The organism is Streptomyces sp. CB02366 (assembly GCF_001905905.1).
Classification (GTDB): domain Bacteria; phylum Actinomycetota; class Actinomycetes; order Streptomycetales; family Streptomycetaceae; genus Streptomyces.
This window is the reverse complement of sequence record NZ_LIVT01000017.1, coordinates 53931-71252: the sequence shown is the minus strand read 5'-3', so window position 1 is coordinate 71252 and position 17322 is coordinate 53931. Positions and strand designations below refer to the sequence as shown.

Annotated in this window: 14 protein-coding genes; 6 read left to right on the top strand and 8 right to left on the bottom strand. The window is 75.2% G+C overall.

The window, feature by feature from the left end:
• Positions 1–234: 234 nt before the first annotated feature.
• Both AMK24_RS29380 and AMK24_RS29375 read right to left on the bottom strand, forming a co-directional pair.
• Complete coding sequence (locus tag AMK24_RS29380) at positions 235–774, bottom strand: hypothetical protein (RefSeq protein ID WP_073771935.1); 540 nt, start codon at positions 772–774, stop codon at positions 235–237.
• A 206-nt stretch (positions 775–980) separates the two neighbouring features.
• Complete coding sequence (locus AMK24_RS29375; RefSeq protein WP_073771934.1) at positions 981–1325, bottom strand: SH3 domain-containing protein; 345 nt, start codon at positions 1323–1325, stop codon at positions 981–983.
• A gap of 132 nt (positions 1326–1457) precedes the next feature.
• Here AMK24_RS29375 and AMK24_RS29370 point away from each other — a divergent pair, with 132 nt between their 5' ends.
• The gene (locus tag AMK24_RS29370; protein ID WP_073771933.1) at positions 1458–3623 is read left to right on the top strand and encodes a protein kinase domain-containing protein; all 2166 of its coding nucleotides are present in this window, start codon (positions 1458–1460) and stop codon (positions 3621–3623) included.
• A 52-nt stretch (positions 3624–3675) separates the two neighbouring features.
• On the opposite strand, the gene ilvD is transcribed toward AMK24_RS29370, so the two are convergent.
• The 4 genes from ilvD to AMK24_RS29350 form a co-directional block, all read right to left on the bottom strand.
• The gene (ilvD, locus tag AMK24_RS29365; protein ID WP_073771932.1) at positions 3676–5526 is read right to left on the bottom strand and encodes a dihydroxy-acid dehydratase; all 1851 of its coding nucleotides are present in this window, start codon (positions 5524–5526) and stop codon (positions 3676–3678) included.
• 212 nt (positions 5527–5738) lie between these two features.
• Complete coding sequence (locus AMK24_RS29360) at positions 5739–6452, bottom strand: TetR/AcrR family transcriptional regulator (protein WP_242435295.1); 714 nt, start codon at positions 6450–6452, stop codon at positions 5739–5741.
• Entirely contained in the window at positions 6449–7279 is an 831-nt protein-coding gene (locus AMK24_RS29355) for a sugar phosphate isomerase/epimerase family protein (protein WP_073771931.1), read from the bottom strand. The genes AMK24_RS29360 and AMK24_RS29355 overlap by 4 nt, the downstream gene beginning before the upstream one ends.
• A 216-nt stretch (positions 7280–7495) precedes the next feature.
• Positions 7496–8446: a Ppx/GppA phosphatase family protein gene (locus AMK24_RS29350; RefSeq protein ID WP_073771930.1), complete on the bottom strand. Its 951-nt coding sequence runs from the start codon at positions 8444–8446 to the stop codon at positions 7496–7498.
• 61 nt (positions 8447–8507) lie between these two features.
• Between AMK24_RS29350 and AMK24_RS29345 the strand changes: the two genes are divergently transcribed.
• Complete coding sequence (locus AMK24_RS29345; RefSeq protein WP_073771929.1) at positions 8508–9374, top strand: hypothetical protein; 867 nt, start codon at positions 8508–8510, stop codon at positions 9372–9374.
• Between the two features lie 61 nt (positions 9375–9435).
• Here the strand turns inward: AMK24_RS29345 and AMK24_RS29340 are convergent, their stop codons facing one another.
• Positions 9436–11346, bottom strand: a complete 1911-nt coding sequence (locus AMK24_RS29340; RefSeq protein ID WP_242435294.1) for a BACON domain-containing protein — start codon at positions 11344–11346, stop codon at positions 9436–9438.
• 234 nt (positions 11347–11580) lie between these two features.
• Here AMK24_RS29340 and radA point away from each other — a divergent pair, with 234 nt between their 5' ends.
• Both radA and disA read left to right on the top strand, forming a co-directional pair.
• A complete protein-coding gene (gene radA, locus AMK24_RS29335) occupies positions 11581–12993 on the top strand; it encodes a DNA repair protein RadA (protein WP_073771927.1) in 1413 nt (470 codons plus the stop codon).
• Between the two features lie 80 nt (positions 12994–13073).
• Positions 13074–14198, top strand: coding sequence for a DNA integrity scanning diadenylate cyclase DisA (disA, locus tag AMK24_RS29330; RefSeq protein ID WP_073771926.1), 1125 nt, complete (start codon positions 13074–13076; stop codon positions 14196–14198).
• 198 nt (positions 14199–14396) lie between these two features.
• Here disA and AMK24_RS29325 read toward each other — a convergent pair whose 3' ends face one another.
• Positions 14397–15230: a hypothetical protein gene (locus tag AMK24_RS29325; protein ID WP_242435297.1), complete on the bottom strand. Its 834-nt coding sequence runs from the start codon at positions 15228–15230 to the stop codon at positions 14397–14399.
• Between the two features lie 219 nt (positions 15231–15449).
• Between AMK24_RS29325 and AMK24_RS29320 the strand changes: the two genes are divergently transcribed.
• Positions 15450–16367, top strand: a complete 918-nt coding sequence (locus AMK24_RS29320) for an A/G-specific adenine glycosylase (protein WP_073771924.1) — start codon at positions 15450–15452, stop codon at positions 16365–16367.
• A gap of 206 nt (positions 16368–16573) precedes the next feature.
• Positions 16574–17245, top strand: a complete 672-nt coding sequence (locus tag AMK24_RS29315) for a SigE family RNA polymerase sigma factor (protein ID WP_073771923.1) — start codon at positions 16574–16576, stop codon at positions 17243–17245.
• The last annotated feature ends 77 nt before the right edge of the window (positions 17246–17322 follow it).

Sequence of the window (17322 nt, the reverse complement as noted above, 5' to 3'; positions counted from 1 at the left end):
GGGGGGCCGGGAAACGGCCCGGCCCGCCGACGTGGTGTCGGCGGGCCGGGGAGGAGAGGGGGCGGCGCGGTTCGGCGGGCAGCGCGTGGACGGGGGACGTGGGGCTTGTGCGGGGCGTGGGGCTTGTGCGGGGCGCAGGGGTGTGCCGCCCCGGGTGCGCGCCGCTTGGGGAGTGGGCGCGGGGCCCGGCGGTCCGTGGGACGTACGCGGTGGGCCGGGCGGGGGCGGAGGGGGTCAGCGGCGTTTCGGCCGCTTGCGGGTCGCCGGGTTCCCCGTGCGGGTCGATCGGCGCTTCTCGAACTGGGCGCGGGCCTTCTCGTACTCGGTGCGGCGCAGCCTCTCGCCCGGGGCCTCGGTGAGCGAGCGGACGAAGTAGGCGAGGAGCGAGCCGATGAAGCCGATCGACTTCAGGCCGCGCAGGGCGTCCTCGCGGGCCGGGTCCTTCGGGCGGGCGCCGAACCCCTCCCAGGTCTTGCGGAAGGCGATGGCGCTGCAGACGGAGAACATCGCGATGACCAGCACCCCGACGAAGCCGCCGACGTCCGCGATCTCCAGCCCCTCGTAGGCGAAGCGGAGGACGAAGCAGGAGGCCGCCGCGGCGGCCAGCGAGCCGACGGAGACGCCGACGCGCCGGAGGCGGTAACCGCCGTCGTGGTCGACCCAGGTCGTGCCGAAGAAGCGGAGGGGCTCGGGCCGCGGGCCGGAGGGGGTGGTGGTCCCGGAGGGTGTTCCTCCGGCGGGCGGGGTGCCGGGGGCTGCGCTGTTCTCGCTCACGCGGCCGATTATCCCCGCCGGGCCGTCCGGCGGATCGGGGCCGGGCGGGACGCGGCGTCCGGTGCGGTGCGTCGCGAGGCGCCGGGGCGCCGCCGCCCCGGGACGGTTCGGGCGTTTCGGAGGTGCCGCGCGGCGCCGTGCCGGATGCCGCGGGCCGGCCCCGATCCGCCGGACGCCCCGGGGGCCGGGCCCCCGGGGCGGAGCCGTCAGTCGCAGCGCGGCGCGATGTAGCCGTCACGCCCCGTGTAGACGTAGGCGTCCGCGACGAACTGGCCGTTGGCGATGTTGTCCCAGAGGTTCGACGTGCCGTACGGGCCGGTGACCCACTCCCCCGGCTTCTGGCAGTAGATCGGGATCTTCTGGTCGTACGGCAGGGTCCTGACGATGCGGTAGCCGGTGCCCGGACCGGTGCGGACGTTGACCCGGTGGCCCGGGGCGATCGGATAGCGGGTGCCGGTCGCGGCGGCCTCCGCCGCGACCGCGGCCGTCCCGACGGGCCCGTCCACGGCCCCGGCCGCCGCCGGTTCCCGCGTGCTCTCTTCAACGCTCATGTGGTTCTCCCCCGTTGAGAATCGCGTACGCCGACGCGTACGACGCGCAGGCTAGCAAGCCCCGTGCTTCTCGAACGCACCATCCATTAGGCTCCGTGCGTCGCATGCGCACGAACACACGGGGGTGGGCGGATGCCGCCGCTGCGCGAGCCCGGAGCGCATCCGGAAGCGGAGTTTCCGCAGTACGCCGGCGCCTACCGTCTCGAAGCCCGTCTCGGCTCGGGCGGCATGGGGGTCGTGCATCTGGCGCGCTCGGCCTCGGGGATGCAGCTCGCGGTGAAGGTGGTGCACGCGCCGTACGCGGCGGACCCCGAGTTCAGGGCGCGGTTCCGGCAGGAGGTCGCGGCCGCCCGGCGGGTCAGCGGGGCGTTCACCGCGCCCGTGGTGGACGCCGACCCGGAGGCCGACCGGCCCTGGATGGCCACCCTCTACGTCCCCGGCCCCACACTCGCCGATCAGGTGAAGCGGAACGGCCCAATGTCCCCCGCCGCGCTGCGCAGGCTGACCGCCGGGCTGGCCGAGGCGCTGCGGGACATCCACCGGGCGGGGGTGATCCACCGCGATCTGAAGCCGAGCAACGTCCTGCTGACCGACGGGGGACCGAAGGTCATCGACTTCGGGATCTCCCGGCCGTACGACAGCGATCTGCGCACCGAGACCGGCAAGCTGATCGGCTCGCCGCCCTACATGGCCCCCGAGCAGTTCCAGCGGCCGCGCGAGGTCGGTCCGCCGGTGGACGTGTTCGCGCTGGGGGCGGTGATCGTCCACGCGGCGACGGGCCGGGGCCCGTTCGACTCGGACAGCCCGTACATCGTGGCGTACCAGGTGGTGCACGACCAGCCGGATCTGGGCGGGGTGCCCGAGGAGCTGGCGCCGCTGGTCGCCCGCTGCCTGGCGAAGGACCCGGCGGACCGGCCGACGCCGGACGAGGTGATGGAGGCGCTGCTGCCCCCGTCGTACGAGGCCGAGGCGTTCGTACCGGCGCAGCGGCGGCGGCCGGCGGTCGAGGCGGTGGTGCCGGACGGGCGGCGGGGCGGTGCGGAGGAGGACACGCATGTGCGCGGCGCGCCTCCGGTCCGCCGCCGGTTGCCGCGCGTCCGGCTGGTCGTGGCGGCGGCGCTCCTGCTGCTGGTGGCGAGCGCGGGCGCGGGGGCGTACGCGGTGTGGGGCGGGGGCGGTGCGGACCCGGGCCGGGCCGGTGCGGAGGGCCGGGCGGGGGCGGCGGGCGAGGGCGCGGCCACCCCGTGGCGTACCGCGCTGCGGGGCGGGGGCGGCACGCCCGTCTGCTCGGCCGGCGGTTCGCCGGAGGCGCTGTACTGCTCGGCGGCCGGGGCCGGCACGGTCAGGATCGACCCGGCGGACGGGCGTGTGCTGTGGTCGGCCCCCTCCTCGGCCGCGGAGGTCCGGGCCCCGGTCGTCTCGGGCCCGGTCGTGCTGTCCGCCGGGCCGGACGGAAGGCTGCGCGCCCTCGACCCGGTGAAGGGGGCCGCCGTACGGGACGCCGCGCTGCCCGCGCGCCCCGGGGAGGCGTTCCCGGCGGGCGGCGTCCTGCTGACCGTCGCGGAGAACGGCACGGTGACCGCGCTGGACGGGGCGAGCGGGGCGGCCCGCTGGAAGAAGCCGCTGGTGGGACACGTGCGGCCCGATTTCTCGCTGTACGACGGGGGCTCCGGGCTCGCCTACGCCTTCGAGCACACGCCTTCCGGCGCCTCGACCCTGGTCACGGCGGTGGACGCCGCGAGCGGCCGGGCCGCCTGGCAGCGGAGCCTGGAGGGGGTGCTGACCCCGGTCTCCACGGCCGGGTCCGGGGACCTGGTGCTGACGGCGATGGACGAGAACTCCGACACCGCGGAGCTGGTCCGGTACGCCCCCGCGACCGGCGCGTCCACCCGGATCGCGCTGCCCTTCGCCCTGGACGGGCCGCAGGTGGCGATGGCCGGGGACGCGGCGTACCTGCTGGCGCGGGGCGGTTCGCTGCTCGCCGTCGACACCGCGGCCACGGGGGCGGGCGGCGGGAAGGCCGAGCTGTGGCGGCTGGAGACGGGGGTCGGGCGGGCGTCCGCCCCGGTGCTCGGCGAGGACGGCCGTCTGTACTTCTCCGCCGCCGACGGACGGCTGCTGGCGGTCGATACGGAACGGGGCGCGCTGGTGGGGCAGAGCCGCGCCCGGCTGAGCGGCGGGAAGCTCGCCCACGCCTCGGACCTGCCCGCGCCGGTGGCGATGGGGCGGCTGGTCGTGGGCAGTGCGCCGGACGGTTCGGTCTTCGCCCTGGACGGGGCGGACCCGGGGGCCTGGTGAGGAGGCCGCCCGGGTCCGTGTGCCGCGGGCCGGGGTCTCGTACCCCGGGGGCTCAGCCCAGCTTGGAGACGTCGCGGACCGCGCCCCGGTCGGCGCTCGTCGCCATCGCCGCGTAGGCGCGCAGCGCGGCCGAGACCTTGCGATCGCGGTTCTTCGGCGCGTACACCCCGTTCAACGCCTCGCGGCGGGCGGCCAGTTCGGCGTCGTCGACGAGCAGCTCGATGGAGCGGTTCGGGATGTCGATGCGGATCCGGTCGCCGTCCTCGACGAGGGCGATGGCGCCGCCGGACGCCGCCTCGGGCGAGGCGTGGCCGATGGAGAGGCCCGACGTGCCGCCGGAGAAGCGGCCGTCGGTGACCAGCGCGCAGACCTTGCCCAGGCCGCGGCCCTTGAGGAAGGAGGTGGGGTAGAGCATCTCCTGCATGCCGGGTCCGCCGCGCGGGCCCTCGTAGCGGATGACGACGACGTCGCCCGGCCGGATCTCCTTGCGGAGGATCTTGTCGACGGCCTCGTCCTGCGATTCGCAGACGACGGCCGGGCCCTCGAAGGTCCAGATCGACTCGTCGACGCCGGCCGTCTTCACGACGCAGCCGTCCTCGGCGAGGTTGCCCTTGAGGACGGCGAGGCCGCCGTCCTTGGAGTAGGCGTGCTCGACGTCGCGGATGCAGCCGCCCGCCGCGTCCAGGTCCAGGGTGTCCCACCGCTCGGACTGGGAGAAGGCGGTCGCGGAGCGGACGCAGCCGGGGGCGGCGTGCCACAGCTCGACGGCCTCGGGGGACGGGGAGCCGCCGCGGACGTCCCAGTTCTTCAGCCACTCGGCGAGGGTGTCGGAGTGGACGGAGTGGACGTCCTCGTTGAGCAGTCCGCCGCGGTGCAGTTCGCCGAGGAGGGCGGGGATGCCGCCGGCGCGGTGGACGTCCTCCATGTAGTACGTGCCGCCGGGGGCCACGTTGGGGGCGACCTTGGAGAGGCAGGGGACGCGGCGCGAGACCTCGTTGATGTCGTCGAGGTCGTACGCCAGCTCCGCCTCCTGGGCTGCGGCCAGCAGGTGCAGGATCGTGTTGGTCGAGCCGCCCATGGCGATGTCCAGCGCCATCGCGTTGTCGAACGCGGCGCGGGTGCCGATGGAGCGCGGCAGGACCGTCTCGTCGTCCTGCTCGTAGTAGCGCTTGGTGATCTCGACGACCGTGCGGCCGGCGTCCTCGTACAGCGCCTTGCGGGCGGTGTGGGTGGCGAGAACCGAGCCGTTGCCGGGGAGGGAGAGGCCGAGGACCTCGGTCAGGCAGTTCATCGAGTTGGCGGTGAACATGCCGGAACAGCTGCCGCAGGTGGGGCAGGCGTTCTCCTCGATGCGGAGGATGTCCTCGTCGGAGACGCTCTCGTCGACCGCGTCGCTGATCGCGTTGACCAGGTCGAGCTTGCGGACCGTGCCGTCGACGAGGGTGGCCTTGCCGGCCTCCATCGGGCCGCCCGAGACGAAGACGGTCGGGATGTTGAGGCGCATGGCGGCCATCAGCATGCCCGGGGTGATCTTGTCGCAGTTGGAGATGCAGACCAGGGCGTCCGCGCAGTGCGCCTCGACCATGTACTCCACGGAGTCGGCGATCAGGTCGCGGGAGGGCAGGCTGTAGAGCATGCCGCCGTGGCCCATGGCGATGCCGTCGTCCACGGCGATCGTGTTGAACTCGCGCGGGACCGCGCCCGCCGCCGAGATCGCCTCGGAGACGATCCGGCCGACCGGGGCGAGGTGGGTGTGGCCGGGGACGAACTCGGTGAACGAGTTGGCGACGGCGATGATCGGCTTGCCGATGTCCGCGCTCGCTACGCCCGACGCGCGCATAAGGGCGCGCGCGCCCGCCATGTTGCGTCCGTGGGTGACCGTGCGGGACCTCAGCTGCGGCATCGTCGCTCGCTCCTTCGGCAGGGGGCCTGCCTACGACAGTGAAGAAAAGGCTGCCTTCGAGCCTACGCCCCGAATCCAAGATCTGGACAGGCTGTCCGGAATGCGGGACGTGGTGGCCGGGGGGCGGGCGCCGCCCCGGGCGGGGGCGGCCCGTTCGGGTCGCGGGGCGGCCGGGGGCCCGGGCGGCGTCTTCCGGCCTCCCGGACCGCCCCTCAGCGCTCGCCCAAGTATCGCTGGAGCGTGGGCGCGGTCATCGCGACGATCTCCGCCGGGTCCGCCGAGGCGAGCGGTTCGGCTCGGAGCACGTACCGCAGCATCACGATGCCGAGCATGTGCGAGGCGGCCAGTTCGGCGCGGAGGGTCGGGTCCGGTACGTCCAGTTCGGCCGCGATCCGCTCCAGCAGCCGCCGCAGCACGAAGTCGCGCAGGACGTTCGCCGCCGCCTCGTGGGTGACCGCCGACCGCAGGACCGCGAGCAGGGGCGTACGGGTCGCGGGGTCCTCCCACACGGAGAGGAAGAAGGCCGCCAGCCGCTCCCCCAGGCCTTCCGGCGGCCCGCCCAGCACGGCCGGGAGGACCAGGGCGGGTTCGAAGGTGACCTCGACGGCGGCGGCGAAGACCCCGTCCTTCGTGCCGAAGTAGTGGTGGACGAGGGCCGCGTCGACCCCGGCGGCCTTGGCGATGCCCCGGACCGACGTCTTGTCGTAGCCGCGCTCGGCGAACTCCGTGCGGGCCGCCTCCAGGATGCGCGTACGGGCGCCGGGGCCCTCGGTCGCGGCTTTGCGGGAGGGGCGGCCCCGGCGGCGCGGGGCGGCCCCACCGGCCCCGGTCTCCCCGGCCTCTCCCGCCCCGGTTCCGCCGGTCCCGTCCGGCGGTCCGGCAGCCCCGTCCGCGTCGGCGGGCCGCGCGCCGGCGTCCCCGGTCACGGGCGGTGGATTCCGGAGGCCGGGTCGGCGGAGGCGGAGGCGGCGAGGTGGAGGCGGGTGAAGGCCAGCGCCTCGGCGAGGTCGGCCTCGCGTTCGGCGGAGGACATCGCGCGGCGGGTGTTGACCTCGATGACGACGTGCCCGTCGAAGCCCGTACGGGCCAGCCGCTCCAGCAGCTCCGCGCACGGCTGGTCGCCGCGGCCGGGCACCAGGTGCTCGTCCTTGGCCGAGCCCTTGCCGTCGGCGAGGTGGACGTGGGCGAGCCGGTCGCCCATCCGGTCCACCATGGCGAGCGCCTCGGTGCGGGCGGTCGCGGTGTGCGAGAGGTCGACCGTGAAGTGCCGGTAGTCGTCATGGGTGACGTCCCAGGCGGGGGCGTAGGCGAGCATCTCGCGGTCCCGGTAGCGCCAGGGGTACATGTTCTCGACGGCGAACCGGACGTCGGTCTCGTCGGCCATCCGCCAGATCCCGTTCACGAAGTCGCGGGCGTAGGTGCGCTGCCACCGGAACGGCGGGTGCACCACGACGGTGGAGGCGCCGAGCTTCTCGGCCGCCGCCTTCGCCCGCCGGAGCTTCACCCAGGGGTCGGTGGACCAGACGCGCTGGGTGATCAGGAGGCAGGGGGCGTGCACCGCGAGGATCGGCACCCGGTGGTAGTCGGAGAGCCTGCGCAGGGCCTCGACGTCCTGGCTGACGGGGTCGGTCCAGACCATGACCTCGACGCCGTCGTAGCCGAGGCGCGCGGCGATCTCGAAGGCCGTCGCGGTGGACTCGGGGTAGACCGAGGCCGTAGACAGGGCGACCTTCGCATCGGGGACGCGCACCACTGGTTCTGCCACCTGGACAGGGTACGGGCAGCCGTGCGCCGGGCCGAGGGCTCCCGGCGGAAAGTGATCAGGGCCATGGGGCGCTCCCCGCACCCCGGGCGGGCGGAACGTTCCGCCCGTACGCCGTCCGGCCGGGGGCGGCACGGATCGCTCCGGCGGCGCCTCGCACGCGGGCGGAGCGAAACGTTCCGGCGGTACGTCCTCCGCCGCGGGCCGTCATCCCGGCAGCGCGGGGCGTTCCGTCGGAAGGTGGTCCAGGCGGCGCAGGATGACCCCCTCGCGCAGGGCCCAGGGGCAGATCTCCAGCTCCTCGACGCCGAAGAGGTCCATCGCCCCCTCGGCCACCAGGGCCCCGGCGAGCAGCTGGGCGGCCCGGCCCTCGGAGACGCCGGGGAGCCGGCCGCGCTCCTCGACGGTCATCGCGGCCAGCTTCGGCACCCATTCCTCCAGCGCCTTGCGGCTCAGCGAGCGCTGGACGTACAGGCCCTCGGCGGAGCGGGCGGCCCCGGCTATGCGGGCGAGCTGCTTGAAGGTCTTGGAGGTGGCGACGACGTGGTCGGGGCGGCCGGAGCGGCTGAACTCCCCCACCGTCCGCGCGATGCCGGCCCGCACGTGCCGGCGCAACGCCCGCACCTGCTCGGGCCGCGCCGGGTCGTCCGGCAGCCAGGCCCCGGTGAGGCGGCCCGCGCCCAGCGGCAGGGAGACGGCGGTGTCGGGCTCCTCGTCGATGCCGACGGCTATCTCCAGGGAGCCGCCGCCGATGTCCAGGACCAGCAGCTTGCCCGCCGACCAGCCGAACCAGCGGCGGGCGGCGAGGAAGGTCAGCCGGGCCTCCTCCTCGCCGCTGAGGACGGCGAGGTCGACGCCGGTCTCGATCCGTACGCGCTCCAGCACCCGGTCCGCGTTGGTCGCCTCGCGCACGGCGGAGGTGGCGAAGGGCAGGACGTCCTCGCACCCCTTGTCCTCGGCCGCCTGGACCGCTTCGGTGACCGCCGCCACCAGCCGGTCCACGCCGAGCGGGCCGATCGCACCGTCCCCGTCGAGGAGTTCGGCGAGCCGGAGCTCGGCCTTGTGCGAGTGCGCGGGCAGCGGGCGCGCGCCCGGGTGGGCGTCGACCACCAGCAGGTGGACCGTGTTCGATCCGACGTCGAGGACTCCGAGTCTCATACGGGAACGCTACTGCGCCGCCGGGCGCCGCCCGTGCGCCGGTCGGACTTACGCTGGGCGCGTGCCAAAGACGAAAAAGGCTAAGCCGGACAAAGCCACGAAGAAGCAGAAGGCGCCCCAAGGGGCGTCACGGGCGGAGGCGGGCGGACCGGACCCGGCCGACGAGAAGGGCGTCGACTTCGCGCGCGCCTGGGTGGAGTTCCCCGACCCGGCCGACGACGAACAGGTCTTCCGCTGCGACCTGACCTGGCTGACCTCACGATGGACCTGCATTTTCGGCAGCGGTTGCCAGGGCATCCAGGCGGGCCGCGCGGACGACGGCTGCTGCACGCTGGGCGCGCACTTCTCGGACGAGGACGACGAGAAGCGGGTGGCGGGGCACGTGGCCCGGCTCACCCCGGAGCTGTGGCAGTTCCACGACGTGGGCACGGAGACGGGCTGGGTCGGCGTCGACGACGACGGTGAACGCCAGACGCGCCGCTGGGAGGGCTCCTGCATCTTCCAGAACCGGCCGGGGTTCCCCGCGGGGGCGGGCTGCTCGCTGCACATCCTGGCGCTGCGGGAGGGCAAGGAGCCGCTGGAGACCAAGCCGGACGTGTGCTGGCAGCTGCCGGTGCGGCGGACCTACGACTGGATCGACCGGCCCGACGACACCCGGGTCCTCCAGGTGACGATCGGGGAGTACGACCGCCGGGGCTGGGGCCCGGGCGGCCACGACCTGCACTGGTGGTGCACCTCCGCCACCTCGGCGCACGGGGCGGGCGAGCCGGTGTACGTCTCCTACCGCCCGGAGCTGATCGAGCTGATGGGCGAGGAGGGGTACGACCGGCTGGTCGAGCTGTGCGAGGAGCGGCTCTCCGCGCTGCTGCCGATGGCCCCGCACCCGGCGGACCCGCCGCTTTTGGCACAGGTGAAGAAGAAGCGCTGAGAGGCCCCGGGGCGCTCTGCGGGCGTGCGCCCCGGGGCCTCAGGCGGGCCTCGTGCGGGCCTCACGCCGTCGTCGGGTCCGGGGCGGTCGGGGCCGGGTCCGTGGGGGCCGGGTCCGTCGGGCCGGTCGCGCCCGGGGTCGGTTCCGGGGGGTCCGTGGGGCCCGGCGGACCGGTCGGCCCGGGCGGATCCGTGGGGTCGGTCGGGCCGGGGCCCGGTTCCGTGGGCCCGGGGTCGGTCGGGCCGGGGGCGGTGGGGCCCGGCCCGGTCGGGCCGGGGGCGGTCGCGCCCGGGTCCGTGGGGCGCGGCGCGTGGGTGGCGGGGCGGGTGGGACGCGGGCCGCCCGTCGTCGGGGCGACGCCTCCGTAACCGTCGATGAGCACGGCGGAGTCCGAGGGCGTCAGCGAGATCCGGGCCCGCCACGGGCCGACCGGCTGCGCGTGCCGGATCACCGAGACCGCGACCGTCGTGGACCGCCCCGCCGCGAGCGTGCCCGACGTACGGCTCAGGCGCAGCCAGTGCGCGTCCGCCGCCGCCGACCAGGTCACCGGTTTCCCGCCCGCGGCGGTCAGCGTGAGCGTCGTGACGGTCCCCGACGTACGGGCCGTCACCGTCAGGCGGGTGCCGCTGTGGCGGGCGCCGCCGACGCTGACGACCTCGGCGGAGACGTCCGGGGCCCGGGCGCCGAAGCGGTCGCCGGGAGGGCCGCCGTTCTCGGCGGGGTCGCCGTCCATCCCGCCCGCGCCGTCCACCTCGGTGGCGGTGACGGTCGTGCCGTCGTGGCCCTCGCCGGTCAGCGGGGCTCCCCGGTACGCGGCCCACAGGGCGATCACGGGGGCGGCGACCACCGTCGCGACGACCGTCGTCGTCACGACCCGGGCCCGCAGCCGGTCGCGGCGGGCGGCCTGGTCCTTGGGGTCGAGCGGGAACCCGGACCGGTCGAAGCGCGGTCCGGCGGCCCGGGCGCGCTGGGCCTGCGCCATCGCGACGTACACGGACGGGCGGGGGGCCTCGACCAGGGGCAGGGCGGCGGCCGGGGCCGGGACCGCCCCGGGCCAGGGCCCGGCGGCGTCCGCCCGTTCGGCGGCGCGGCGGCAGCGGGGGCAGTCGTCGACGTGCCGGACCAGTTCGCGGCGCAGGGCGGCGGAGAGCAGGACCCGGTGGTCGCCGGTGAGCCGGGCGACGGTGGGGCAGCCGCCGGTCTCCACGACTGCGAGGGCCGCGCGGGTGCGCTCCACCTCGCAGGCCGCCCCGGCCAGCAGCTCCCGGGCGGCGGCCGGCTCCAGCCCGAGGACGGCTGCGACGGCGCGCGGGGCGAGCCGGTGGCGTACGGCCAGTTCGAGGGCTTCGCGCTGCTCCGGCGTGGTGCCCGCGGCTTCGGGCCAGGCGAGGGTGGCCAGCTCCCGCCGGCGGGCCTCGGCGGCCGGCGACTCCGCGGGAGCGGGGACGGCGGCGTCCTCGGGGGTGGCGTGTGCCGGGTGCTCGGAGGCGACGGAGGCGGCGGGGGCCGCGGGCTCGGGCGGGCCGGGGTCGGGGCCGGGGCCCGGGGCGGGCGGGGTGTGCTCCGGCGTGCGCCGGGCGGTGCGCGCCCCCTGGTGGCGGTGGGGTTCGGGCGCCTGGGCCGTACGGGGCGGCCGGGCCGGGCCGGTGGGGCGGCGGTGGGCCCGGCGCCCCCGGGCACGCTCGGCGAGGGTGCGCAGACAGGCCCAGCGGGCCAGCGCGTACAGCCAGGACTGGCGCTCCTCCTCGGGCGTGGGCCCCCGGGCGTCCTGCCGGTCCGCGATCGCCAGGGCGGCGCCGAGCGCGTCGGCGGCCGCGTCGTGGTGGCAGAGCACGGAGAGGCAGTAGGTGAAGAGGCCGTCGAGATACGGCTCGTAGCGTGCGGGCGGGCGCTGGGCCGTGGGGCGGGCTGCTCGGCGATGCGCCCGGTGTGCGCCGGTGGTGTGCGTCGGGATCTCCAGCCTGCTGCTCATCACCCGGCGACCGTAGGCAGAGGAACGCACACCCCAAGCGCCCCTTGAGCACATTTAATCCTTACGGGTGAACGTATCCCTCGAAAGAGGACAGAGGTCGGGGAAACGGGCGTGCGCGCCCGGTGTGCCTCCGTGCGCCCTGCGTGCGAGGGGTCGGCGCGCGCAGGGGGCGGACGGAGGGTGCGGACCGGTCGCGCGGGCGGCGTTGTCGTACCCCACCGATACGGTGGCGCCATGGCTGCCCGTACGAAATCCGCGAAGGACCGGCCCTCCTACCGCTGCACCGAATGCGGCTGGACCACCGCCAAGTGGCTCGGCCGGTGCCCCGAGTGCCAGGCGTGGGGGACGGTCGAGGAGTTCGGCGGCGCGCCCGCCGTGCGCACCACCGCCGCCGGCCGGGTCTCCACGGCCGCGCTGCCGATCGGCCAGGTCGACAGCCGGACGGCCACCGCCCGCTCGACCGGCGTCGGCGAGCTGGACCGGGTGCTCGGCGGGGGGCTCGTGCCCGGCGCGGTCGTGCTGCTGGCGGGCGAGCCGGGCGTCGGCAAGTCGACGCTGCTGCTGGACGTGGCGGCGAAGGCGGCGAGCGAGGACCACCGCACGCTGTACGTGACCGCCGAGGAGTCCGCGAGCCAGGTCCGGCTGCGGGCCGACCGGATCAAGGCGATCAACGACCACCTCTACTTGGCGGCGGAGACCGATCTGTCGACGGTGCTCGCGCATCTGGACGAGGTCAAGCCGTCGCTGCTGGTCCTGGACTCGGTGCAGACGGTCGCCTCGCCCGAGATCGACGGCGCGCCCGGGGGGATGGCCCAGGTCCGGGAGGTCGCGGGGGCGCTGATCCGGGCGTCCAAGGAGCGCGGGATGGCCACGCTGCTGGTCGGCCACGTCACCAAGGACGGGGCGATCGCCGGTCCCCGGCTGCTGGAGCACCTGGTGGACGTGGTGCTCTCCTTCGAGGGCGACCGGCACGCCCGGCTGCGGCTGGTGCGCGGCGTCAAGAACCGCTACGGGGCGACCGACGAGGTCGGCTGCTTCGAACTGCACGACGAGGGCATCACCGGTCTCACCGACCCCTCGGGCCTCTTTCTGACCCGCCGCGACGTGGCGGTGCCGGGCACCTGCCTGACGGTGACGCTGGAGGGCAAGCGGCCCCTGGTCGCCGAGGTGCAGGCGCTGACCGTCGATTCGCAGATCCCCTCGCCCCGGCGCACCACCTCCGGCCTGGAGACCTCCCGGGTGTCGATGATGCTCGCCGTGCTGGAGCAGCGCGGCCGGATCAGCGCGCTCGGCAAGCGGGACATCTACAGCGCGACGGTGGGCGGCGTGAAGCTCACCGAGCCCGCCGCCGACCTGGCCATCGCGCTCGCGCTGGCCAGCGCGGCCAGCGACACCCCCCTCCCCAAGAACCTGGTCGCGATCGGCGAAGTGGGGCTCGCGGGCGAGGTCAGGCGGGTCACCGGGGTGCAGCGGAGGCTGGCCGAGGCGCACCGTCTGGGCTTCACCCACGCCCTCGTTCCGACGGACCCGGGCAAGGTCCCGGCCGGTATGAAGGTCACGGAAGTCGCCGACATGGGCGACGCTCTGCGGGTCCTGCCGCGCAGGGCTCGCCAGGAGGCACCACAGGAGGACGGCGCGCGCCGGTAGACTTTGCCCTGGTCTCGCCCGCCCGTGGACAGGGCACGGTGGACGCGAGAGCACCGCAGACCTGTGACCGGAGGAGTGCAGTGGCAGCCAACGACCGGGCGACGACGCCCGGAAAGTCCGGCCAAGGCACCGGCAACGAGGCGTTGATGCGCGCCTCGTTGAGCGCCGTCGCGCCCGGTATGGCCCTGCGGGACGGCCTGGAGCGCATTCTCCGCGGCAATACCGGCGGCCTGATCGTGCTGGGCATGGACAAGACCGTCGAGTCGATGTGCACCGGCGGGTTCGTGCTGGACGTCGAGTTCACGGCGACGCGCCTGCGTGAGCTGTGCAAGCTCGACGGAGCGCTGATCCTCGACAAGGACATGACGAAGATCCTGCGGGCGGGCGTGCAGCTGGTCCCGGACGCCTCGATCCCCACGGAGGAGACGGGAACCCGGCACCGTACGGCGGACCGGGTCTCCAAGGCGTGCGGCTTCCCCGTCGTCTCGGTCTCGCAGTCGATGCGGCTGATCGCGCTGTACGTGGACGGGGAGCGGCGGGTCCTGGAGGAGTCCTCCGCGATCCTGTCGCGGGCCAACCAGGCGCTCGCCACGCTGGAGCGGTACAAGCTGCGCCTCGACGAGGTGGCGGGCACGCTGTCCGCCCTGGAGATCGAGGACCTGGTCACCGTCCGGGACGTGACGGCGGTGGCGCAGCGGCTGGAGATGGTGCGGCGGATCGCGACGGAGATCGCGGAGTACGTGGTCGAGCTGGGCACCGACGGGCGCCTCCTGTCGCTCCAGCTGGACGAGCTGATCGCGGGCGTGGAGCCGGAGCGGGAGCTGGTCGTCCGCGACTACGTCCCCGAGCCGACGGCGAAGCGGTCGCGCACGGTGGCCGAGGCGCTGACGGAGCTGGACGCGCTGAGCCACACGGAGCTGCTGGAGCTGCCGGTGGTGGCGCGGGCGCTGGGCTACAGCGGGTCGCCCGAGACGCTGGACTCGGCGGTGTCCCCGCGGGGCTTCCGGCTGCTGGCGAAGGTGCCGCGGCTGCCGGGGGCGATCATCGAGCGGCTGGTGGAGCACTTCGGCGGCCTGCAGAAGCTGCTGGCGGCGAGCGTGGACGACCTCCAGGCGGTGGACGGCGTCGGCGAGGCGCGGGCACGCAGCGTGCGGGAAGGGCTGTCGCGGCTGGCGGAGTCGTCGATCCTGGAGCGGTACGTCTGAGGCTCGCGCGGCGGGTCCGGCGCCGCCCCGGGCCGCCCGGCGCTTCCGGGCGGGCGCCCGCACCCACCGGCCCGTCCGGGCGCCCGGGGTCTCCGGGCCCGCCCGCACCGCACGTCCCCCGTCCGTCCGCGTGAACGGTTTCGTCCTCGAACGCCGGACGGGCTGGAGAGGACCGCCGGACGGGCCTGGGGGCGGGGGTCAGTCCTTCGCGAGGACGAAGGACGCTCGCTGGACCGGGATGCCCGGGGCCTTCGCCTCCAGGAGGTACGTGCCCGGCCCCGCCTTCCCGGCCGGCGGCGTCGCACAGCGCGGGGCGGACGGCGTCCGGTTCCAGTCCACCGTGTGCACGACCGTCGCACCCGCCGGGACCCTCAGGAACAGCGGGCCCGCCGCCGCGGGGCAGTCCTTGGAGGACCAGATCGGGTCGTCGTCCTCGCCCCCGGCCTCGGTCACCGTGAGCACCGCGTTCTTCGGCCCGAAGTCGGCCTTGCACGTGGTCGACGAGGTGTTCTTCGCGATCAGTTCGAACTCCGGCTTGTCGTCGGGGCCGTAGCTGACCTTCGTGCGCAGGCTCAACCGGAGCTGGGTGGGCTTGCATTCGGGGAGCGGGGAGCCGGCCGGCACCTGCCGGCCCGCGCCGCCGTCGCTGTCCGCGCCCGCCGTGCCCGCGCCGGACGTGTCCGCACCGCCCGTGCCCGTACCGCCTGTTGACGTGGCGTCGGACGCGCCGTCCCCGCTTGCGCCGTCGGAGGAGCCGCCCGCGCCTGCCGGGCCGCCGGAGCCGCCCCCGTCGTCCGACTCGTCGCGCCCGCCCGGCTGTTGGCTGATCGCGGGACCGGAACCGCCCGGGCCGGGGGTGATCGACTCGACCGGGTCGGAGCCGCCCGGCTTGCCGTCGTCCCGGCTCCCCCCACCGCCCGCGGACGTCACGGCCCAGGCGATCAACGCGGCGAGGAGCGCAACCAGAAGCCCCGCTACCGCCCTTCGTCGCCAGTAGATGCTGGAGGGAAGCGGACCGACCGGATTGCGCATAGATCCCACGCTCAGAACTCTACGAGAGATCCGGGCCTTCTCCGGCCCCACCCGCCGCTCCGCTCACAAGTTTTGCCGATCATCATCATGGAAACGGTGTCGCGAGCCGGTCACAGGGGACAGAACGGGTGGCGTTGTCACCCCGTGGGCCGCCGCGCGGGCCGACACCCCCGCGTCCGTGACGCCCGCACCGCCTTCCGTGCCAGGATCGTCAGTGCCATGACTGCCATGACTTCGCCCTCAGCCCAGACGCCCCCCGTCGCCGCCCATTCCCTTCACACCCCCGTCATCGGGTGGTTCGAACAGCACGCCCGCGATCTGCCCTGGCGCCGCCCCGAAGCGGGCGCCTGGGGTGTGATGGTCAGCGAGTTCATGCTGCAGCAGACCCCGGTGAACCGGGTCCTGCCGGTGTACGAGCAGTGGCTCGCCCGCTGGCCCCGCCCCGCCGACCTGGCCGCCGAGGCGCCCGGCGAGGCGGTCCGCGCCTGGGGCCGGCTCGGCTACCCGCGCCGCGCGCTGCGCCTGCACGGGGCCGCGCAGGCGATAACGGAACGGCACGGCGGCGATGTGCCGAGCGAGCACGCCCAACTGCTGGCGCTGCCCGGGATCGGCGAGTACACGGCGGCGGCCGTGGCCTCGTTCGCGTACGGGCAGCGGCACGCGGTGCTCGACACGAACGTCCGCCGGGTGTTCGCCCGCGCCGCGACCGGCGTCCAGTACCCGCCGAACGCGACCACCGCCGCCGAGCGCAAACTCGCGCGGGCGCTGCTGCCCGAGGAGGACGAGCGGGCGGCGAAGTGGGCGGCGGCCACGATGGAGCTGGGCGCCCTCGTGTGCACCGCGCGCAACGAGGACTGCGACCGGTGCCCCATCGCCGCGCGGTGTTCCTGGCGGCTGGCGGGGAAGCCCGCGCACCAGGGGCCGCCGCGCAAGGGCCAGACCTACGCCGGGACCGACCGCCAGGTGCGCGGGCGGCTGCTGGCGGTGCTGCGGGACGCGGTGGCCCCGGTGCCGCAGGCCGCGCTGGACGCGGTGTGGGAGGAACCGGTGCAGCGGGCCAGGGCGCTGGACGGGCTGGTCGCCGACGGGCTCGTCGAGCCGCTGGCCGACGGCCGGTACCGGCTGCCGATGTCCTGATCCCCGCACCGCCGGGAGCCCTTCCCCCGCTCCCCCGCTGTTACACAACCGATGGACAGCCGTGCACCGGCCTACGGCTGCTCCGCACATCGTCGTGACAACGCCTCCGTAGCGTCTGCGACAGCAGGACGGCAGGACGGCCGGGACCGCGGAGACCACCGCGGCCCGGCGGTACACGGGGATGTCCGGGGACGGAGGCGGTTGTCATGGCGCAGGGCGAGGTGCTCGCGTTCGAGGATTACGTACGCACACGGCAGGACGCGCTGCTGCGCAGCGCACGCCGTCTGGTCCCCGACCCCGTGGACGCCCAGGACCTGCTGCAGACCGCCCTGGTGCGCACGTACGGCCGCTGGGACGGCATCGCCGACAAGTCGCTGGCCGACGCCTATCTGCGCCGCGTCATGATCAACACCCGTACGGAGTGGTGGCGGGCGCGCAAGCTCGAAGAGGTCCCGACCGAGCAGCTGCCCGATGCGAGCGTCGACGACGGCAGCGAGCAGCGCGCCGACCGCGCCCTGCTGATGGACATCCTGGGCATTCTGGCTCCCAAGCAGCGCAGCGTCGTCGTGCTGCGACACTGGGAGCAGATGAGCACGGAGGAGACGGCCGCGGCGCTCGGCATGTCGGCCGGTACGGTCAAGAGCACGCTGCACCGGGCCCTGGCGCGACTGCGCCAGGAGCTGGAGAGCCGCGAGCTGGACAGCCGCGAGGCGGTGGCCCGGGAGCACGCCGGCCGCCGGAGCATGGCGCCGGCCGCTTCCTCCCGTGTCCCCTCCCAGCGGTCGCCGCTCACGACGGTGCCGGGGGCGGGGGCGCGTACACCGGCGCAGCGGAACAGGCGTCACGACGAGCGGGGGATGGAGCGGTGCGCGGCCTGAGCGGCAGCAGCGTCGGCGGAGGCGGTCACCGGGACGGTTTCCCGGGCGGTCCCCGCGGGAACGGCACGTCCCCCGCC

What these genes read in the sequence shown, in the direction of transcription:
- AMK24_RS29375 (WP_073771934.1), bottom strand. Translation starts at nt 1,325, where the DNA reads ATGAGCGTTGAAGAGAGCACGCGGGAACCGGCGGCGGCCGGGGCCGTG.
- AMK24_RS29340 (WP_242435294.1), bottom strand. Translation starts at nt 11,346, where the DNA reads ATGAGCAGCAGGCTGGAGATCCCGACGCACACCACCGGCGCACACCGG.
- AMK24_RS29315 (WP_073771923.1), top strand. Translation starts at nt 16,574, where the DNA reads ATGGCGCAGGGCGAGGTGCTCGCGTTCGAGGATTACGTACGCACACGG.
- ilvD (WP_073771932.1), bottom strand. Translation starts at nt 5,526, where the DNA reads ATGCCGCAGCTGAGGTCCCGCACGGTCACCCACGGACGCAACATGGCG.
- AMK24_RS29325 (WP_242435297.1), bottom strand. Translation starts at nt 15,230, where the DNA reads ATGCGCAATCCGGTCGGTCCGCTTCCCTCCAGCATCTACTGGCGACGA.
- AMK24_RS29350 (WP_073771930.1), bottom strand. Translation starts at nt 8,446, where the DNA reads ATGAGACTCGGAGTCCTCGACGTCGGATCGAACACGGTCCACCTGCTG.
- AMK24_RS29320 (WP_073771924.1), top strand. Translation starts at nt 15,450, where the DNA reads ATGACTGCCATGACTTCGCCCTCAGCCCAGACGCCCCCCGTCGCCGCC.
- radA (WP_073771927.1), top strand. Translation starts at nt 11,581, where the DNA reads ATGGCTGCCCGTACGAAATCCGCGAAGGACCGGCCCTCCTACCGCTGC.
- AMK24_RS29370 (WP_073771933.1), top strand. Translation starts at nt 1,458, where the DNA reads ATGCCGCCGCTGCGCGAGCCCGGAGCGCATCCGGAAGCGGAGTTTCCG.